This window comes from Blautia sp. CGZ-1-C1 (genome assembly GCF_056504575.1).
In genome coordinates, this window is record NZ_JBWLUT010000136.1 from 1 (window position 1) to 18,560 (window position 18,560).

Genomic DNA, 18,560 nt, shown 5'->3' on the forward strand with positions numbered 1-18,560 from the left:
GACATAATTCACTGATATAGCTGGAGAATTATTGGAAGTAACAGAATATAAATGTGCATAATAGCACAGAAAAGATCCGTAACCGGATAAAAAAAGAACCGCGGGACACGCGGGGATAGCCTGTTTTAGCTTTGCCCTGAAGGGCAATTGAGCAGGAAGCTCCCACTTCAAAATCTGTAAGATTTAAGTGGCGAGAGCATGTCGCTGTTTTTCTATTATCCATCAGATGAATATGTCAGTTATTTGATGACAGAAGAACAGTTGCTGTTTTCGGATGAGATTGATTGCAAGGATCTGTTTAATGGGAATAATCATAGAGAGAAGATTCTTGTATTTGAGGTCATATAAAAAAATATTGGTGAATTATAAAAATACTGAATACAAACAAAGCTTTCGAACGTTATATTATATGAAAAAAGATTTATCTATTTTTAAAGAAATAGTCAATGGTGCGAAAAGCACCCGAAGACAACAGGGATATGTTTGTATAAAGAAAGAGAGCGTGAAAGATATATGTTGACATTTATATTTGTCTGTCTGATGTTCGGGATTTTTGGAAAACTGATCGGACTTGCATTTAAGATGACCTGGGGAATTACGAAAGTGCTATTTACATTGGTATTCCTTCCGGTTATTTTGATTGCACTGGCGATTGGTGGATTGGTTACAATTGCTTTACCGATTCTGATCGTAGTTGGAATTATTTCACTGATATGTGGAGTGGCACGAAGATGAAAAATGGAATAACAATGATTCCTTTTGGATTAGGGAAAAAAGAAATGAAAATAACGGCAGGTTCAGATAAAACTTTTGTGAAATTTTCCTGTTTTGTTGCTGATTTACTTAAATTATGGTATAGTGAAGCTATATTGAGCAAATATATACAAAAAAATCTAAAAAAATATGGCAGGAGTGGTCAAAATGTATCAGGAAGAATACAAACGTTGGTTAGCAGCAGATCTGGAAGATGCAGATCTTAACCCGGAATTATCCAGAATTGAAGGAAACGATGAAGAAATCAAAGATCGTTTCGCAGTGGCTCTGAAGTTTGGAACAGCCGGACTTCGTGGGGTTCTGGGTGCTGGAACAAACCGTATGAATATTTACGTAGTACGTCAGGCAACACAGGGACTTGCCAACTGGGTAAAGACACAGGGCGGAAATCAGACAGTGGCGATCAGCTATGACAGCCGTCTTAAGAGCGATGTATTTGCAAAGAACGCAGCAGGTGTACTGGCTGCAAATGGAATCAAAGTAAGAATTTACGATGCACTGATGCCTGTACCAGCACTTTCTTTTGCAACACGTTACTATGAATGCAACGCAGGTATTATGGTAACAGCATCTCACAACCCGGCTAAGTACAATGGATATAAAGCATACGGTCCGGACGGATGCCAGATGACAGATGATGCAGCAGCAATCGTATATGATGAAATTCAGAAAACAGACGTACTTACCGGCGCGAAATATATGTCTTTCGCAGAAGGTGTAGAAGAAGGTCTGATCCGTTTCGTAGGAGATGACTGCAAACAGGCTCTCTATGAAGCAATCGAATCCCGCCAGGTTCGTCCGGGTCTTTGCAAAACAGCAGGCCTGAAACTGGTTTACAGTCCATTAAACGGTTCCGGTCTTGTACCTGTAACTCAGGTATTAAAAGATATCGGAATCACAGACATCACTATCGTTCCGGAACAGGAATATCCGAACGGATACTTCACAACCTGCAGCTATCCGAACCCGGAGATCTTTGCAGCTCTGGAACTGGGATTAAATCTTGCAAAAGAAACAGGTGCAGACTTAATGCTTGCAACTGACCCGGATGCAGACCGTGTCGGTATCGCAATGAAATGCCCGGATGGTTCTTATGAACTGGTAACAGGTAATGAGGTAGGTGTACTCCTTCTTGATTATATCTGTGCAGGCCGCATTGAAAAAGGCACAATGCCAAAGAATCCGGTAGCAGTGAAATCCATCGTTTCCACACCGCTTGCAGACGCAGTAGCAGAGCATTATGGTGTAGAACTCAGAAGTGTACTTACAGGATTTAAGTGGATCGGAGATCAGATCGCACAGCTTGAGGCAGCAGGTGAAGTAGACAGATTTATCTTCGGATTTGAAGAGAGCTATGGATACCTCGCAGGACCATACGTACGTGATAAAGATGCTGTCATCGGATCTATGCTGATCTGTGAAATGGCTGCATACTACAGAAGCATTGGAAGTTCTCTGAAACAGAGACTGGAAGAAATCTATGCACAGTACGGACGTTACCTGAACAAAGTAGACAGCTTCGAATTCCCGGGATTAAGCGGAATGGACAAGATGTCAGCTCTGATGCAGGGACTTCGCGACAAACCGCTCACAGAGATCGCCGGTCACCAGATCGTCAAAGTAACAGACTATCAGAAACCAGAAGAAACAGGACTTCCGGCAGCAAACGTACTCATCTACAAACTGGACAATGGCGAGACAGTAGTAGTTCGTCCATCCGGAACAGAACCTAAGATCAAGATCTATTACACAACTCTTGGCAAGAATCTGGAAGAAGCAGAAGCTGAGAAGGAGAAACTGGCTGAAGCACTGAAACCTATCATGGCATAAGTACAGGATTTTACCTGGAATCAATGCGTTGATATGAATCGGAAGAACCTGTCAGGTTTGATAAAAACAAATGAATAAAACTAAATGAATAAAATCAAAAAGGCTGTGTTTATGAAAGCATGGCCTTTTTATATGCCGGAGATTTTGGAAATTCACGAAATTGTAGTGTGTGCATTCCAGAGTACATTTGAAAATTTATTCGTGCAATCTGCACGCCCTGTTTTGTTGTATATTTTGCATTCATTCGGTTGACGTAGCATAAACAGACGTAGCCTGTTTTGATATTTATTTGTTACTGTTCACTGGTAATATCCCGCGAGGTGTTTTTTGTGAGCGAAGGTCACCTACAGAACCTGCCACCGGCAGCTTCTTACGGATGCCTGGCAACAGAAAACCCGAGACATACCGCGCGAATTTATGCGATTAGCATAAATTCTGTGCATCGCGAAGCGTGTTGCTGGGAACGGAGTGAACAGTAACATTTATTTTGACTAAATGGATATGCTTTGTTACAATGATTGATAACGAGATTTTATCCAGAAAGGTTTTGAAAATATGAGCGAGAATAGAGAAGAAATTTTAAATGATACTGTTGCAGAGAAGGATACCGCTGCAGAAAATGATTCAACAGCAGAATACGAAGTAGTCAGCATTCCGATTTCCGATGGTACAGAGCGGGACTTCGCAATCATGGATACCTTCGAAGTGGAGGGACAGAACTATATGGCCGTATCTCTGATAGAAGAGGATGAGATACAGGAAGGCGTTTACATTTACCGTTATCAGAACGCGGAAGATGGAGACGTAATTGTAGAGAAAATCACAGCACCTGCAGAATATAAAAAAGTATCAAAATACTATGAGTGTATGTAAGTTCTCAGAATTTAACCGAATTATCAAATGGCGATTCGGTTATAAATAAACAGGATAATCCTGGTTTTTCAGATTTGATAATTAAGGAGGAAACGACAGATGGAAAAATCAACAGTTTATTTCACGGATTTTCGATGCCCGGTCGGCACAAGCCAGCTTGATAAGCTGAAAAAACTTTGTATCGCAGCCGGAATCAAAGACATTGATATGGATGGCAAATTCGTAGCAATCAAGATGCACTTTGGAGAGCTTGGAAACATGGCGTTCCTGCGTCCGAACTATGCAAAAGTAGTTGCTGACCTTTGCAAGGAGCAGGGTGGACTTCCATTCCTCACAGACTGCAACACCCTTTATCCGGGAAGCCGTAAGAATGCACTCGAACACCTTGACTGCGCAAATATGAATGGCTTTAATACCATCACAACAGGATGCCAGATTATTATCGGTGATGGCCTTCGTGGTACAGATGAAGTAGAAGTACCGGTAGTAAACGGAGAGTACTGCAAGACTGCACTCATCGGCCATGCAATCATGGATGCCGATATCTTTATCAGCTTAAGTCATTTCAAAGGTCACGAAGCAACAGGTTTTGGCGGTGCGCTGAAGAATATCGGAATGGGCTGCGGAAGCCGTGCCGGTAAGATGAAACAGCATGCCAGTGGAAAACCGGCAGTAAACGAAGAACTTTGCCGTGGCTGCCGTCGTTGTGCGAAGGAATGCGGAAGTGACGCGATTACGTATCCAGACAAAAAAGCAGTCATCGATTATGACAAATGTAAAGGCTGCGGCCGTTGTATCGGAGCATGTAGTTTTGATGCTGTATACAATCCAAACAGCAGCGCAAACGAACTTCTGGATCGTAAGATGGCAGAGTATGCACAGGCTGTCTGTCATGGCCGTCCACACTTCCATGTAGCACTGGTTCAGGATATCAGTCCGAACTGCGACTGCCATGGAGAGAATGATGCACCGATCCTTCCGGATATCGGAATGTTCGCAAGCTTTGACCCGGTTGCTCTGGATCAGGCCTGCGCAGATGCCTGTCTGAAAGCGACACCAATCGAGAACAGCCAGCTTGGTGAACACCTTGCACAGCCTGACTGGCATTGCCATCACGACCATTTCAAAGATTCCAACCCGAATATTGAATGGCAGGCAACACTGGATCAGGCCGAGAAGATTGGACTGGGTACAAGACAGTATGAATTGAAGGTTGTAAAATAGGGAGACTCGCAAGATGAATATTTGCATTTATGGCGCAGCCAGCCCACAGCTGGATCAGATTTATTATGAGAAAACCGAAGAACTTGGCAGACTGATGGCCAGACGTGGACATGGACTGGTATTCGGAGGTGGCGAGACAGGACTTATGGGAGCTGCGGCCAGAGGTGTGGACGCAGAAGGCGGTTATCTCCTGGGAATTGCACCACGGTTCTTTGATGAACCGGGGATCCTGTATCAGCATTGTACGGAATTTATCATGACGGAGACGATGCGGGAGAGAAAACATCTCCTGGAAGAGAAGTCACAGGCGACAATTGTAGTTCCGGGAGGTATCGGAACTTACGAAGAATTTTTTGAGATTCTTACACTTAAGAGTCTGAACAGACTGGATCGCGCGATTGTTTTCTATAATATTAATGGCTACTATGATCTGATGAGACAGCTTCTGGAACATACTGCAAAAGAAAAGTTCATGGAACCGGCGATTTTGGATATGTGTAAATTTATGGACAAGCCGGAAGAAATTCTTGATTACATAGAGCAATATTTGGCAAAGAAATAATTTCGACGCGATAATCTTTCATTTCCCCTCGGAAGTACGAAAAAACGCTTCCGGGGGGTTTGTATTTCCAAAGTGAAGGGTAACTCACACGATGTATTCAGGTGTTTACAGTAAATTCTCTCTCTGCTATACTATAAATCAAATGCCGGGTGCTGGCAAAAGGGATAAAGGTATTTACAAATTATAATGAAAAGGGGACAAAAAACTATGGAAAAAAGAAAAATTATTATGGACTGCGATCCTGGAATTGATGACGCTATCGCACTTGCTTACGCAGCAGCTCACCCGGAAGCATTTGAACTTCTGGCAGTGACAACTGTAGCCGGGAACCAGACCATTGACATCGTAACAAGAAATGCTCTGGACCTGTCAGCACTTTACAAATTAAATGTGCCGGTAGCTGCCGGAATGGTAGAACCAATCATCAGAGAACATCACACAGCATCTGAATTTCATGGAGAAAACGGACTTGGTGACTGCACGATTCCGAGAGCCGATGCAGAACCGGAAAAAGAGATGGCAGTCTTTTACATTAAGAGACTTCTCACCGAACTTCCGGAAGGAGAGAAAGTAACTCTAATCTGTACAGCACCGTTGACAAATATCGGTTTACTTCTTAAAATTTATCCGGAAGTAAAATCAAAAATTCAGGAGATCATTCTTATGGGTGGCGCAGTGGCAGGTGGAAATGTAACCGCATCCGCAGAGTTTAATATTTATGTAGATCCGGAAGCTGCAAAAATCGTATTTAAATCAGGCCTTCCAATTGTAATGTGCGGCCTGGACGTAACAGAGAAATGTGCCCTGACACGTTCCCAGATCCAGAAACTCAGCCAGTCTCAGAATAATCAGATTGCGAAGCTTTGTGGAGATATGGCGGGCTACAGCCTGGCAAACGGAAATAAATTCAGGGGACAGGTAAGTATCCATGATGCGGTTCCATATATGTATCTGACTCATCCGGAAATCTTCAAAGTCCAGAAAGTGGTACTGGACGTGGACTGCTCTGATGGTGAATCTGCAGGAAGAACCATCGCAGATTTCCGCTGGTGGATGCATGAAGAAGAGGAAGAGAACATCGCAGTTATGGATGCAGACGCTTCCAAATTCCAGGAATACCTCATAGAGGCAATCTATGAACTGGGAGAGAAAGTAAAATAGAATCATTACTGTTCACACTGCTTTGTGATCGGTAATCGCAGAATTTCATTGTAGCCTGCATCGAGGAACGTTACAACAGAATAGCAATAGCTATTGCAGAATTGTTTTTATAAAGAAATTTATTATGAAGAAATTTATTATAGAGAAACTCGTATAGAGGCAGGCAAAAAAAGGAATGGATAAATGAACTATATAGTTTTTGACTTGGAATGGAATCAGAATCCAGCGGGAAAGAAAACTCGCAACGACAAACTTCCATTCGAGATTATCGAGATCGGAGCTGTAAAAGTAAACAGCAAAAAAGAAATAACGGACAGTTTTCACAGGTTGATCAAACCACAGGTTTACAACTGGATCCATGACAGCATTCATGAGGTGATTCATGTGGATTATAAAGACCTTATGAGCGGTGTGCCGTTTGAACAGGCTGCCAGAGAATTTCTTGACTGGTGCGGAGAAGACTGGTATTTTTTTACCTGGGGAAATCAGGATGTGATGGAACTTCAGAGAAATATGAAGTTCTATGGAATACTTGACCTTCTCCCGGGACCGGTGACTTACTATGATGTGCAGAAACTGTTCAGCATCAGTTATGATGACGGTACGCGCAGATGTGCACTGGAGCATGCAATCGATGAGCTGAAAATAGAGAAGTCCCAGGGATTTCACAGAGCACTTGCGGATGCCTGGTATACCGCTGAGGTTTTAAAGAAGATAAATAACATCATAATCGTGAATCACCCGTCACTGGACGTATATCAGAATCCGAAGAAGAAAAAGGAAGAGATACACATTTCCTATCCGGATCATGACAAATACGTATCCAGAGAATTCAACACGAGAGAGCGTGTTATGAAAGACCGCGAAGTAACAAGTACCAGATGTCCGATCTGCCATCTTCCTGCGAAGCGGAAACTTCGCTGGTTTATGAACAATCCGAAGGTTTATTACAGCGTTTCTGTATGTGAGGAACACGGATTGGTAAAAGGAAAGATTCGTATCCGGAAAACAGAAGATGAGAAATATTTTGCAGTGAAAACATTGCGTTTCACAGATACAGAAGAAGCGGAGGAACTTCGTGAAAGAAAAGAAGTTCTCCGCCTCAGGCGAAAACTAAAAAGAAGTGTTGAGAAGGAGGTCTGAAAGGATCTCCTTTTCATATTGTATTCCATATCCGACCATATGATCATTAAAATAATATTTGCTCTTGATACGTTTCGGTCCTACAGAATTATTAAGAAGCCACTGTTTCCTGACAAGCTGGCTCACATCTGTTCCTGTGGGAACTGTCACATACACATGTCTCATATAATAGAAAGAACAGAGATCTCCGCTATTTTTTAAGAGATGCTTCTCACATGGAAGAAACGTTGCCGGAACCGGATTCGTGTCTACATTCATATCTACTTTTTCAAAATTGTCAAAGCCATAGTCCAGCAGAGAGGTTGTATCCGGGAAAGCACCGTTTGTAGAATTCAGTACAACTGCGATCAGAATGGAATTGCCTCTCTTCGCATAAGTTACGAGGGTATTTCCGGCCACGTTTGTATAACCGGTCTTACCTCCGAGAACTCCGTCGTAAGCGTAGGACTGACCGGACATCATTCTGTGGTGATTGAGAAGGTAACGGGTTTCTGACTGCTTGTTTGTCGGCGGAATCTCATAAGTCTGCGTAGTGACAAATTTACGAAACTCCGGATTATACCAGGCAGCTTTTGCAATCTTCATCATATCACTTGCAGTGGTGTAGTGAGTCTCATCCGGCAGGCCGTTTGGATTATTGAAATGTGTATTCTTACATCCAAGCTGTGCCGCCCTCTGATTCATCAGTTCCACAAACTTCTTAACAGAACCGCTTGTCTTTTCGGCAATGGCAAGAGCCATCTCATTGGCGGATTCCAGCATCAGCGCCATCAGCGCCTGCTCTACAGTAAAAACTTCGCCGGTTTCTGCGTAGATCGTGGAGCTTCCGGCCTCGATTCCGTAAGCCGCCTCCTGTGACATCGTGATCGTATCATTCATGTCGAGATTCTCACATGCCAGGAGTGCGGTCATGATCTTAGTGATACTGGCTGGATAGAGTCTGTCATCAGGATTCTTGGAATAAAGAACGGTATCAGTTACCGCATCCATTAATACAGCGGACTGTCCTTCAATACTTGGCCCGGCAGGCCATCCTTTGATGGAGTCAGTATCAGCAGCCTGGGAATAAGTCGCTGAGTGACCGGCTTCGGGAGTTGCAGTGGCACTCGCCTCAGCAGCATAAATAGCAGCCGGCTGAGTAACCAGCAGCCCGGCACAAAGCATTCCGGCAAGAGAACGCTTTATCATTGTATGAAATTTTCTCTTAAACATTTAAAATTACCCTTCATTAATAAATGCGCATAGAAAATTATTAACTATGCAGATTAGTTGTTCAGATATTGCTGTCCATGCGTTAATGAGAACGGAGAAAACAGTAACGCTTAGATAACTCCTGACGACGATTATATGCGATAAAAAAAGCAGCTATTTGTAGAATTGCTATAGTACAAGAGTATTTACAGCTGCGAAAAATCGACATACAGGATGATATTCAATCGGATATTCGCAATCCGCTTTCGATACTTGATTCGGTTAAAGTCCGAAAAAATGTTAATCCAATACGTTTTGCTATATTCGGACAAAATATTCTACCTTATTATATCATTAATTACAATGGCTGTGTAAAATTTATATCCTTATATATTCTCACAAAGTTATCCTGTTACTGTTCACACACCACTATTCCGCGAGGTGTTTTGGCATGAATATGCCAAAATCCCGAGACATACAAGCCAAAATTCCATTGCCGCAGGCAATTTGGAATGAATTTTGGCAACGTTACTGCGAACGGAGTGAACAGTAACGTTATCCTGAGGTTAGCATAACCTTAAATAATCCAAAAAATACTTGACACAGGGAATTTCGTGACCTTATAATGAATCCGCATAGTGTTTTAAATATAAACCACAAAAACGTTGATGGAGACAGTAATTGCAGATGAACGCAGACAGCGAGTCAGGGAGGGTGTGAGCCTGATGGCAAGTAAATGCAGTGAAAATCACTCCGGAGTTGCAGCTCTGAAGGCGATATGCAGATAGGAGCTGACGGAAATCCCCGTTAAAGGATTCATGTATCGGCAAAGATGCCCGTACAATGTAACAGGTGGTATAACGAACGTAAATAAACCTTCGTCCTTTTACATAAGGGACGATTTTTTTGTTTTATGGGATAAAGATGTGCACAAACGTCATTATCCTATAAAACAAAAATTTCAGGATTATTTTCGTTCTAAAACATGTTACTGTTCACTTCGTGCCCGGTAACAAGAATATACCAAAATAAAAACAGGAGGTAATTTACTGTGTACCAGAAAGTTGATACGAACTTAAATTTTGTAGACCGTGAAAAAAAAGTAGAAGAATTCTGGAAAGAAAACCATATCTTTGAGAAAAGTATGGAAAACAGAAAAGAAGGAGAAACCTATACTTTCTACGATGGACCGCCAACCGCCAACGGTAAACCGCACATCGGCCATGTGCTTACCCGTGTAATCAAGGATATGATTCCGAGATACCGTACAATGAAAGGTTACATGGTTCCACGTAAAGCTGGCTGGGATACCCATGGTCTTCCGGTAGAGCTGGAAGTAGAGAAGAAACTGGGATTGGATGGCAAAGAACAGATCGAAGAATACGGTATGGAGCCATTCATCAAACAGTGTAAAGAAAGTGTCTGGAAATACAAAGGAATGTGGGAGGATTTCTCCTCAACAGTTGGTTTCTGGGCTGATATGGAGCACCCATATGTAACTTACTATGATGACTATATCGAATCCGAGTGGTGGGCACTCAAAGAAATCTGGAACAAGAAGCTTCTATACAAAGGCTTCAAAATCGTTCCTTACTGTCCGAGATGTGGTACTCCGCTTTCCGCACAGGAAGTATCCCAGGGATACAAAACTGTCAAAGAGCGTTCCGCAGTTGTAAGATTCAAGGTTGTCGGCGAAGACGCATACTTCCTTGCATGGACAACAACACCATGGACACTTCCATCCAACGTTGCACTCTGCGTAAACCCGGATGAGACTTACTGCAAAGTAAAAGCAGCAGACGGATACACCTATTATATGGCAGAAGCACTTCTCGACAAAGTTCTTGGCAAACTTGCAAAAGAAGAAGGCGAGAAAGCATACGAAGTTCTGGAAACTTACAAAGGAACAGATCTCGAGTATAAAGAGTATGAGCCACTTTTTGCATGCGCAGGAGAGGTAGCAGCAAAACAGAAAAAGAAAGCTCATTTCGTAACATGTGACACATACGTTACTATGAGCGATGGTACAGGTATCGTTCATATCGCACCTGCATTTGGTGAAGACGACAGCAGAATCGGACGTAACTATGACCTTCCATTCGTACAGTTCGTAGACGGACAGGGTAACCTGACAAAAGAGACTCCATATGCTGGCGTTTTCGTAAAGAAAGCAGACCCGATGGTTCTCACAGACCTGGACAAAGAAGGCAAACTCTTCGATGCTCCGAAATTCGAGCATGAATATCCACACTGCTGGAGATGCGACACACCACTGATCTACTATGCAAGAGAATCCTGGTTCATCAAGATGACAGCAGTCAAAGATGACCTGATCAGAAACAACAACACCATCAACTGGATTCCAGAGAGCATCGGTAAAGGACGTTTCGGCGACTGGCTGGAGAACGTTCAGGATTGGGGTATCAGCCGTAACCGTTACTGGGGAACACCACTGAACATCTGGCAGTGCGAATGCGGACATATGCATTCCGTTGGAAGCCGTCAGGAATTATTTGAGATGAGCGGTGATGAGAGAGCCAAGACAGTAGAACTTCATCGTCCATACATTGATGAGATCACACTGAAGTGTCCGGAATGTGGTGGAGAAATGCACCGTGTACCGGAAGTTATCGACTGTTGGTTCGACTCAGGAGCAATGCCTTTCGCACAGCACCACTATCCATTTGAAAACAAAGAATTATTTGAGCAGCAGTTCCCTGCAAACTTTATCTCCGAGGCAGTAGACCAGACTCGTGGATGGTTCTACTCACTCCTTGCAGAATCCACACTGCTCTTCAACAAAGCACCATATAAGAACGTAATCGTTCTGGGACATGTCCAGGATGAGAACGGACAGAAGATGAGTAAGTCCAAAGGAAATGCAGTTGACCCGTTTGACGCACTGAACAAATACGGCGCAGATGCGATCCGCTGGTATTTCTACATCAACAGCGCACCATGGCTTCCAAACCGTTTCCATGGAAAAGCTGTTGTAGAAGGACAGCGTAAATTCATGAGCACACTCTGGAACACATACGCGTTCTTCGTATTATATGCAAACATCGACAACTTCGATCCAACTAAATACAATCTCGAATATGATCAGCTCCCTGTAATGGATAAATGGCTGCTCAGCAGATTAAACACAACTGTACAGGCAGTAGACAATGACCTGGCAAACTACAAGATTCCGGAAGCAGCAAGAGCACTCCAGGAATTCGTAGATGAGATGAGTAACTGGTATGTAAGAAGAAGCCGTGAACGTTTCTGGGCAAAAGGAATGGAGCAGGATAAGATCAATGCTTACATGACTCTGTACAACGCACTGGTAACAATCGCCAAGACAGCAGCTCCGATGATTCCGTTCATGACAGAAGATATGTATCAGAACCTTGTAAGAAGCGTAGACAAAGATGCTCCGGAAAGTATCCACCTCTGCGACTTCCCGACTGTAAACGAAGCATGGATCGACAAAGACCTCGAAGCAGACATGAAAGAGCTTCTCGAGATCGTAGTTCTCGGACGTGCATGCAGAAATACAGCAAACATCAAGAACCGTCAGCCGATCGGAACCATGTATGTAAAAGCTGAGAAGAAGATGGGCGAATTCTACACAGACATTATCGCAGACGAGCTGAATGTCAAAGAAGTAAAATTTGCAGATGACGTAGAATCCTTTATTTCCTACAGTTTCAAACCACAGCTTCGTACTGTAGGACCGAAATACGGCAAACTCCTCGGTGGAATCAAACAGGCTCTGACAGACATCGATGGAACAGCAGCAATGAAAGAACTCAGAGGCAATGGTGTTCTGAAACTGGATATCAACGGAAATGATGTTGAACTTACAGAAGAAGATCTTCTTATTGAAACAGCACAGACAGAGGGTTACGTATCCGAATCCGACGGCGAAACATCCGTAGTTCTCGATACAAACCTGACACCTGAACTGATCGAAGAAGGATTTGTACGTGAGATCATCAGCAAGATCCAGACCATGCGTAAAGAAGCTGGCTTCGAAGTTATGGATAAGATCAAAGTATATGCTCATGGAAACGACAAGATCCAGGAAGTCATGAAAGCACACGAAGATGAGATCAAATCTGAAGTACTTGCAGACGAAATGGTACTTGGCGAGACCGATGGTTATGTGAAAGAATGGAACATCAACAAAGAAACTGTAACCATGGGAGTAAAAAAATTGTCATAATTTTCGGCAAATATACAGATGACAGGCTGTCGAAAAAAGAGTATCATATTCTTTGACAGTCTGATTTCAAAGAAGAAATTGGAGGCAGAGCTACTTTGCCCCCAATTTCGCTGATAAAGGAACGGAAAGATTATGGCGAAATACCAGTTACTGTTTGCGGATCTTCCCTGCAATATTTTTTGCAGAGAACGAAACAGTAACGGAAACCAGATTACGGGAGGTATGAAATGACAAACGAAATGTTCAAGAAAGAGGCATTCAAGAAAAGCGTAAAAGACAACGTAAAATTCCTCTATCGAAAAACAATTGAAGAAGCTACACAGGAGCAGATTTTCCAGGCAGTAAGCTACACAGTAAAAGACGTTATCATCGATAACTGGCTTGAAACACAGAAAGCATACGACGAGCAGGATCCAAAAACTGTATACTACATGTCCATGGAATTCCTGATGGGACGTGCCCTTGGAAACAACCTGATCAACCTTTGCGCATATGGCGAAGTAAAAGAAGCCCTTGATGAACTGGGATTCGATCTCAACTGCATCGAAGATCAGGAACCGGACCCGGCACTTGGAAACGGTGGTCTGGGAAGACTTGCTGCATGCTTTCTTGATTCTCTCGCAACATTAAACTACTCTGCATATGGATGCGGAATCCGTTATCACTACGGAATGTTCAAACAGAAAATCGAAAACGGTTACCAGATTGAAGTACCGGACAACTGGTTAAAGAACGGCTACCCATTCGAACTTCGTCGTCCGGAATATGCCAAAGAAGTACACTTCGGCGGATATGTAAGAGTAGAATACGATCCTGAAAAAGGCGGAAATAAATTTATCCATGAAGGATATCAGGCAGTAAAAGCCATTCCTTATGATATGCCGATCACAGGTTATGACAACGATGTAGTAAACACACTTCGTATCTGGGATGCAGAACCGATTGTAGACTTCGAGCTGGATTCCTTTGACAAAGGTGATTACAAGAAAGCTGTAGAGCAGGAGAACCTTGCCCGCAACATCGTAGAAGTCCTTTACCCGAACGACAACCACTATGCAGGTAAAGAGCTGAGACTGAAACAGCAGTACTTCTTCGTATCTGCAAGTTTACAGGCAGCAATCGATAAATATAAGAAGAAACACAGCGACATTAAGAAATTATATGAAAAAGTAACCTTCCAGATGAACGATACACATCCAACTGTAGCAGTAGCAGAGTTAATGCGTATCCTCATGGACGAAGAAGGACTTGGCTGGGATGAAGCATGGGAAGTAACAACCAAATCCGTTGCTTACACAAACCATACCATCATGTCCGAAGCACTTGAGAAATGGCCGATCGAGCTCTTCTCCAGACTGCTTCCACGTGTATACCAGATCATCGAAGAGATTAACCGTCGTTTCATTCTCGAAATCCAGGCAAAATATCCGGGAAACTACGAGAAGATCAAAAAGATGGCAATCATTTACGATGGACAGGTTAAGATGGCTCACCTTGCAATCGCAGCAGGCTACTCTGTAAACGGTGTTGCACGCCTTCATACAGAGATCCTGAAGAATCAGGAATTAAAAGACTTCTATGAATTGATGCCACAGAAATTCAACAACAAGACCAACGGTATCACTCAGAGACGTTTCCTGCTTCACGCAAATCCACTCCTTGCGGACTGGATCACAGAGCACATCGGACCGGACTGGATCACAGACCTTCCACAGTTAAAGAAACTGGCAGTTTACGCAGATGATGACAAAGCACTCCAGGAATTCATGAACATCAAGTTCAAGAACAAAGAGCGTCTTGCAAAATACATCCTCGAGCACAACGGCGTAGAAGTAGACCCGCACTCCATCTTCGATGTACAGGTTAAGAGACTTCACGAGTACAAACGTCAGCTCCTGAACATCCTGCATGTAATCTATCTGTACAATCAGATAAAGATGCATCCGGAAATGGAATTCTATCCAAGAACATTTATCTTTGGTGCCAAAGCGTCCGCAGGTTACGCAACAGCCAAGAAGATCATCAAACTCATCAACTCCGTAGCAGATGTAGTAAACAACGACGCTTCCATCAACGGCAAGATCAAAGTTGTATTCATCGAAAACTACAGAGTATCAAACGCTGAGTGGATCTTCGCAGCAGCAGACGTATCCGAGCAGATTTCCACAGCAAGTAAAGAAGCATCCGGAACAGGTAACATGAAATTCATGCTCAACGGTGCTCCGACACTTGGAACCATGGACGGTGCTAACGTAGAGATCGTAGAAGAAGTTGGCGCAGAGAATGCATTCATCTTCGGTTTAAGCTCCGACGAAGTTATCAACTACGAAAACAACGGCGGATACGATCCAAACGTAATCTACAACACAGACGAAGAAATCCGTCAGGTACTGATGCAGCTCATCAACGGAACTTTCTCCAGCGATACAGAACTCTTCCGTGACCTGTACGATTCACTCCTCAACACAAAGAACACAGACAGAGCAGACCGCTACTTCATCCTCGCAGACTTCCGCTCCTACGCAGACGCACAGAAACGCGTAGAAGTAGCCTACAAAGACGAAAAAGGCTGGGCAAAGAAAGCACTTCTTAATACAGCATGCAGCGGTAAGTTTACATCAGACAGAACAATTCAGGAATACGTGGACGATATCTGGCATCTGGATAAGGTTATTGTTAGAAAGAAATAATATGCTTATTTAGAAGAATTGGATTCTATATTGCTTTATTTGCTTTATTTGCTTTATTATAGAAGAAAATGCTTCTATATAAGTCAGGAAAGCCTCTGGCGATACAGTTGTAAAATGTATGGGCAGAGGCTTTTTTATAAAAGAATGTAGAACAAATAGTTCTTTTGCGGAAAATGAAAAATTCAGAGATACAAAGAAAGGGGTTGATCAAGTTATGGGCGGAAAAGTATTGGAATTGGAAACGGATAAATTTATAAAGAAAATAAGAGATAAGTATAAAGATGAGCTAGAAGCAGAAGCAAAAGATGAGGTAAAAACAGAAGTAGCAATTCGTATGCTTAAGAGAGGTAATTGTAGTTTGGAAGAAATTGCGAACGATACACAGTTATCGTTGGAACAGATAAAAAAGATAAAAGAAGAACTGCAGTTGTAAAATGAATAAATGGCAGAGAATCAGATAAGGTTCTCTGCTATTTTTGGATGATAAGACAGATAATACATCATCTTGTGATATAGAAGAAAAACTCACCATATTTGTAACAAATTATAGAATTCGAACATGAAAAATCAAGGAAAATAAATGCTTTTGAAGTGCGTGAAATTTAAAAAAATCGTAAAATTCTTGAGCATTACCCTTGACAAAAACTGGCTAAAGCACTATTATTAACCATAACAGACAGATTATGTCTAGGAATCTTTACCCAAAAAGAAATAGTTATATTAAGGAAAGGGGAACTATAATCATGACAAAGATTAAAAACACAAAGAAGGGCATGGCAAAAAAGACATTAAGTATGTCACTTGTTGTTGCAATGCTTGCTACTTCTAATGTGCCGGTATGGGCTGCTGAGTTCAGCGATGGAACAGATGCTGCTATAGCTACTGAAGCTCCGGCTGCTGAAACATTCTCTGCTGAGACAGATGCTACTCCAGTTGTTGAAGAAAGTACAGACGCTACTGCTGCTACCGAAACAGTTTCAGGTAATGAGTATACTGCTACTTTAACACCTATGATGTACAATGGTAATGGTGTAACTGATAATGCTGTTGTATGGAATGACACACTTTTAACAACATCGGTCACAGTGACTGATAATGGTGCTTTTGACAGTGCAACAGACAAACCTACATTACACGCAGTTTGGAAAATTGATGGAGATGTTATAGGAACTCCAGCTAATCTTACAGCTGGGACAGCACAGAAGTGCCAGAAAACTATTAGCGCTTCTTTAGTTGGAAAAAAAGTCACTTTATTTGTTTATGCTGTAGACAGTAAAAATGAAATCAAATGGAGCTATACTTCCAATGAAATTACTGTAAATCCTAAAAATACGGCAGATGTTGTAAAAGCTAGTGCAACAGATGTTGCATATAGTGGAGAAATTCAGAAAGCAACTCCGAGTTTGAGTGCCGTATCTGGTGATTTACCAACAGAACTGAATTCTCTTGATGATTACACTATTGGATATGATGAAAATAGCGATTTCGTTAATGTAACAGAAAAACCAATCACGATTACATTAACACCTAAGTCTTCTGCATATACAGGATCCATCACTGCAACATACAAAATTATCCCGAAAGAATTAAAAGGTTCTTTCACTAATGAGATGGTTGCAACTTTAAAAAATCCTTCACTGAAGTATGATGGTACTGCTACCGGAACTGTAAAAGTTAAAAAATCTGACATTACATTAGTTGATGCTAAAACAAAAACTGTTGATTTGTCCGATTATCTTGCTGCTGATAAAGATGGATATGTAAATGTTTGGTGGGATAAAGATTCCGCATGGATTAGTTTGATCAATGGTACTCCAGAAAACGGAACTAATAAAAACTATAAAATTACTCCAACAGATGAATCAGCTCGAAGAATCAAATCTACAAATGTTTTTGAAGTAGCAGATCGCGATTTGAGTACAGTAGTTGCCACAATCAAACCTGTAAAAGCTACAGGAAACAAAATTGCATCTGTTGATATTACTTACAAAGATAAAGATACTAATGAAGTCTTGGCTATCGCAAATGATGTAGATGTTACTATACCTAATGATGCTGTAAAAGTAGGTAAATATACCGTTACAATTACTGCAAAAGCAGGTAAAAAGGTAACAGGAAGCACAACTGCAGAATTGTCAATTTATGCAACTAACATTGCGGAGACTACATTAAAAAAAGGAACTGTTTCAACTGAAACTGTAACCGGAAGCGGTTCCAGCGCTACATACAGTATCAATAGTTCAATTAAAAAGTATTATACTGGAGAGCCTGTAACATTCACAACTGATGAAATCGGTGTTCCAACAACAGGTACTGCATCTGCACCATTAAAAGATTCTGACTATGAAATCACATATTCCAACAATACCAATGCAGGTACTGCAAAGATGTTCTTAATTGGAAAAGACAGCTATGAAAACAGTATTAAGGAATATACTTTCACAATCAGCAAAACTCCTGTCAGCGAACTTACAGCTAATGATTATGTTGAAAAAATCGCTAATGCTAAAGCAGAAGACTATAAGACAGCAATGGGCTTGGCTGTTAAGGCAAAAGTTCCGGGAACAAATAAAGTTTTAACGCTGGAAGAAGGAAAAGATTATACTGTAAAATATGAGTTTGCTAACAACAACACACAAGTAAAAGCAACAGTTACTTTAAAAGCTAATGGCAACTTTGATAATGCCAATAGTATTAACCTTGTAAAAACAGTTGATATAACTAAAGCAACATTAAAAGCCGAAAATATCAAATTAAGAGAAACTTCTTTCACTTATAATGGACAGGCTGTTGAACCAGCATTCGATGTAGTAGTTGGTGGACATATCCTTCCAGGACCTGGTTCAAAAGACAGTAATAATAAGGATATCTCCGCATATACATATACTTATACAAACAATGT

15 protein-coding genes and 1 other annotated feature are annotated in these 18,560 nt (G+C 41.9%); of the genes, 13 read left to right on the top strand and 2 right to left on the bottom strand.

The window, feature by feature from the left end; translation table 11 throughout:
- The first annotated feature begins 198 nt into the window (after positions 1–198).
- The 4 genes from AC058W_RS13110 (at position 199) to AC058W_RS13125 (ending at position 2,604) form a co-directional block, all read left to right on the top strand.
- Positions 199–348 (top strand): hypothetical protein, encoded by a 150-nt coding sequence (locus AC058W_RS13110; protein WP_330489846.1) that lies wholly within the window; start codon positions 199–201, stop codon positions 346–348.
- A gap of 165 nt (positions 349–513) precedes the next feature.
- Positions 514–735 (top strand): hypothetical protein, encoded by a 222-nt coding sequence (locus tag AC058W_RS13115; protein ID WP_118609810.1) that lies wholly within the window; start codon positions 514–516, stop codon positions 733–735.
- Entirely contained in the window at positions 732–980 is a 249-nt protein-coding gene (locus AC058W_RS13120) for a hypothetical protein (RefSeq protein ID WP_147346614.1), read from the top strand. The genes AC058W_RS13115 and AC058W_RS13120 overlap by 4 nt, the downstream gene beginning before the upstream one ends.
- Positions 922–2,604, top strand: coding sequence for a phospho-sugar mutase (locus AC058W_RS13125; protein WP_117676883.1), 1,683 nt, complete (start codon positions 922–924; stop codon positions 2,602–2,604). Before AC058W_RS13120 ends, AC058W_RS13125 begins: the two co-directional genes overlap by 59 nt.
- A 109-nt stretch (positions 2,605–2,713) precedes the next feature.
- Here AC058W_RS13125 and AC058W_RS13130 read toward each other — a convergent pair whose 3' ends face one another.
- A complete protein-coding gene (locus AC058W_RS13130; protein ID WP_479390173.1) occupies positions 2,714–2,848 on the bottom strand; it encodes a hypothetical protein in 135 nt (44 codons plus the stop codon).
- Positions 2,849–3,159: 311 nt separating this feature from the next.
- On the opposite strand from AC058W_RS13130, the gene AC058W_RS13135 reads away from it, so the two are divergent.
- The 5 genes from AC058W_RS13135 (at position 3,160) to AC058W_RS13155 (ending at position 7,567) form a co-directional block, all read left to right on the top strand.
- Positions 3,160–3,477: a DUF1292 domain-containing protein gene (locus AC058W_RS13135; RefSeq protein ID WP_479390174.1), complete on the top strand. Its 318-nt coding sequence runs from the start codon at positions 3,160–3,162 to the stop codon at positions 3,475–3,477.
- 99 nt (positions 3,478–3,576) lie between these two features.
- Positions 3,577–4,701, top strand: coding sequence for a DUF362 domain-containing protein (locus tag AC058W_RS13140; protein ID WP_117676884.1), 1,125 nt, complete (start codon positions 3,577–3,579; stop codon positions 4,699–4,701).
- A gap of 13 nt (positions 4,702–4,714) precedes the next feature.
- Complete coding sequence (locus AC058W_RS13145; protein WP_118609808.1) at positions 4,715–5,263, top strand: LOG family protein; 549 nt, start codon at positions 4,715–4,717, stop codon at positions 5,261–5,263.
- A gap of 207 nt (positions 5,264–5,470) precedes the next feature.
- The gene (locus AC058W_RS13150) at positions 5,471–6,424 is read left to right on the top strand and encodes a nucleoside hydrolase (protein ID WP_117846204.1); all 954 of its coding nucleotides are present in this window, start codon (positions 5,471–5,473) and stop codon (positions 6,422–6,424) included.
- Between the two features lie 183 nt (positions 6,425–6,607).
- Positions 6,608–7,567 (top strand): 3'-5' exonuclease, encoded by a 960-nt coding sequence (locus AC058W_RS13155; RefSeq protein WP_118247630.1) that lies wholly within the window; start codon positions 6,608–6,610, stop codon positions 7,565–7,567.
- On the opposite strand, the gene AC058W_RS13160 is transcribed toward AC058W_RS13155, so the two are convergent.
- Positions 7,538–8,779: a D-alanyl-D-alanine carboxypeptidase family protein gene (locus AC058W_RS13160; RefSeq protein WP_118609807.1), complete on the bottom strand. Its 1,242-nt coding sequence runs from the start codon at positions 8,777–8,779 to the stop codon at positions 7,538–7,540. The genes AC058W_RS13155 and AC058W_RS13160 overlap by 30 nt on opposite strands.
- 635 nt (positions 8,780–9,414) lie before the next feature.
- Positions 9,415–9,647 (top strand) — a binding site (T-box leader).
- Between the two features lie 162 nt (positions 9,648–9,809).
- Between AC058W_RS13160 and ileS the strand changes: the two genes are divergently transcribed.
- From ileS to AC058W_RS13180, 4 genes are all read left to right on the top strand, one after another.
- On the top strand, positions 9,810–12,968 hold the full coding sequence (gene ileS, locus AC058W_RS13165) for an isoleucine--tRNA ligase (RefSeq protein ID WP_118609806.1): 3,159 nt from the start codon (positions 9,810–9,812) through the stop codon (positions 12,966–12,968).
- A 227-nt stretch (positions 12,969–13,195) separates the two neighbouring features.
- On the top strand, positions 13,196–15,658 hold the full coding sequence (locus tag AC058W_RS13170) for a glycogen/starch/alpha-glucan phosphorylase (protein WP_118591630.1): 2,463 nt from the start codon (positions 13,196–13,198) through the stop codon (positions 15,656–15,658).
- 118 nt (positions 15,659–15,776) lie between these two features.
- Complete coding sequence (locus AC058W_RS13175; RefSeq protein WP_118591631.1) at positions 15,777–16,091, top strand: hypothetical protein; 315 nt, start codon at positions 15,777–15,779, stop codon at positions 16,089–16,091.
- Between the two features lie 310 nt (positions 16,092–16,401).
- A partial coding sequence (locus AC058W_RS13180; protein ID WP_479390175.1) for a hypothetical protein occupies positions 16,402–18,560 on the top strand: 2,159 nt, incomplete at its 3' end.

What these genes read in the sequence shown, in the direction of transcription:
- AC058W_RS13110 (WP_330489846.1), top strand. Translation starts at nt 199, where the DNA reads ATGTCGCTGTTTTTCTATTATCCATCAGATGAATATGTCAGTTATTTG.
- AC058W_RS13115 (WP_118609810.1), top strand. Translation starts at nt 514, where the DNA reads ATGTTGACATTTATATTTGTCTGTCTGATGTTCGGGATTTTTGGAAAA.
- AC058W_RS13120 (WP_147346614.1), top strand. Translation starts at nt 732, where the DNA reads ATGAAAAATGGAATAACAATGATTCCTTTTGGATTAGGGAAAAAAGAA.
- AC058W_RS13125 (WP_117676883.1), top strand. Translation starts at nt 922, where the DNA reads ATGTATCAGGAAGAATACAAACGTTGGTTAGCAGCAGATCTGGAAGAT.
- AC058W_RS13130 (WP_479390173.1), bottom strand. Translation starts at nt 2,848, where the DNA reads ATGAATGCAAAATATACAACAAAACAGGGCGTGCAGATTGCACGAATA.
- AC058W_RS13135 (WP_479390174.1), top strand. Translation starts at nt 3,160, where the DNA reads ATGAGCGAGAATAGAGAAGAAATTTTAAATGATACTGTTGCAGAGAAG.
- AC058W_RS13140 (WP_117676884.1), top strand. Translation starts at nt 3,577, where the DNA reads ATGGAAAAATCAACAGTTTATTTCACGGATTTTCGATGCCCGGTCGGC.
- AC058W_RS13145 (WP_118609808.1), top strand. Translation starts at nt 4,715, where the DNA reads ATGAATATTTGCATTTATGGCGCAGCCAGCCCACAGCTGGATCAGATT.
- AC058W_RS13150 (WP_117846204.1), top strand. Translation starts at nt 5,471, where the DNA reads ATGGAAAAAAGAAAAATTATTATGGACTGCGATCCTGGAATTGATGAC.
- AC058W_RS13155 (WP_118247630.1), top strand. Translation starts at nt 6,608, where the DNA reads ATGAACTATATAGTTTTTGACTTGGAATGGAATCAGAATCCAGCGGGA.
- AC058W_RS13160 (WP_118609807.1), bottom strand. Translation starts at nt 8,779, where the DNA reads ATGTTTAAGAGAAAATTTCATACAATGATAAAGCGTTCTCTTGCCGGA.
- AC058W_RS13170 (WP_118591630.1), top strand. Translation starts at nt 13,196, where the DNA reads ATGACAAACGAAATGTTCAAGAAAGAGGCATTCAAGAAAAGCGTAAAA.
- AC058W_RS13175 (WP_118591631.1), top strand. Translation starts at nt 15,777, where the DNA reads ATGGGCAGAGGCTTTTTTATAAAAGAATGTAGAACAAATAGTTCTTTT.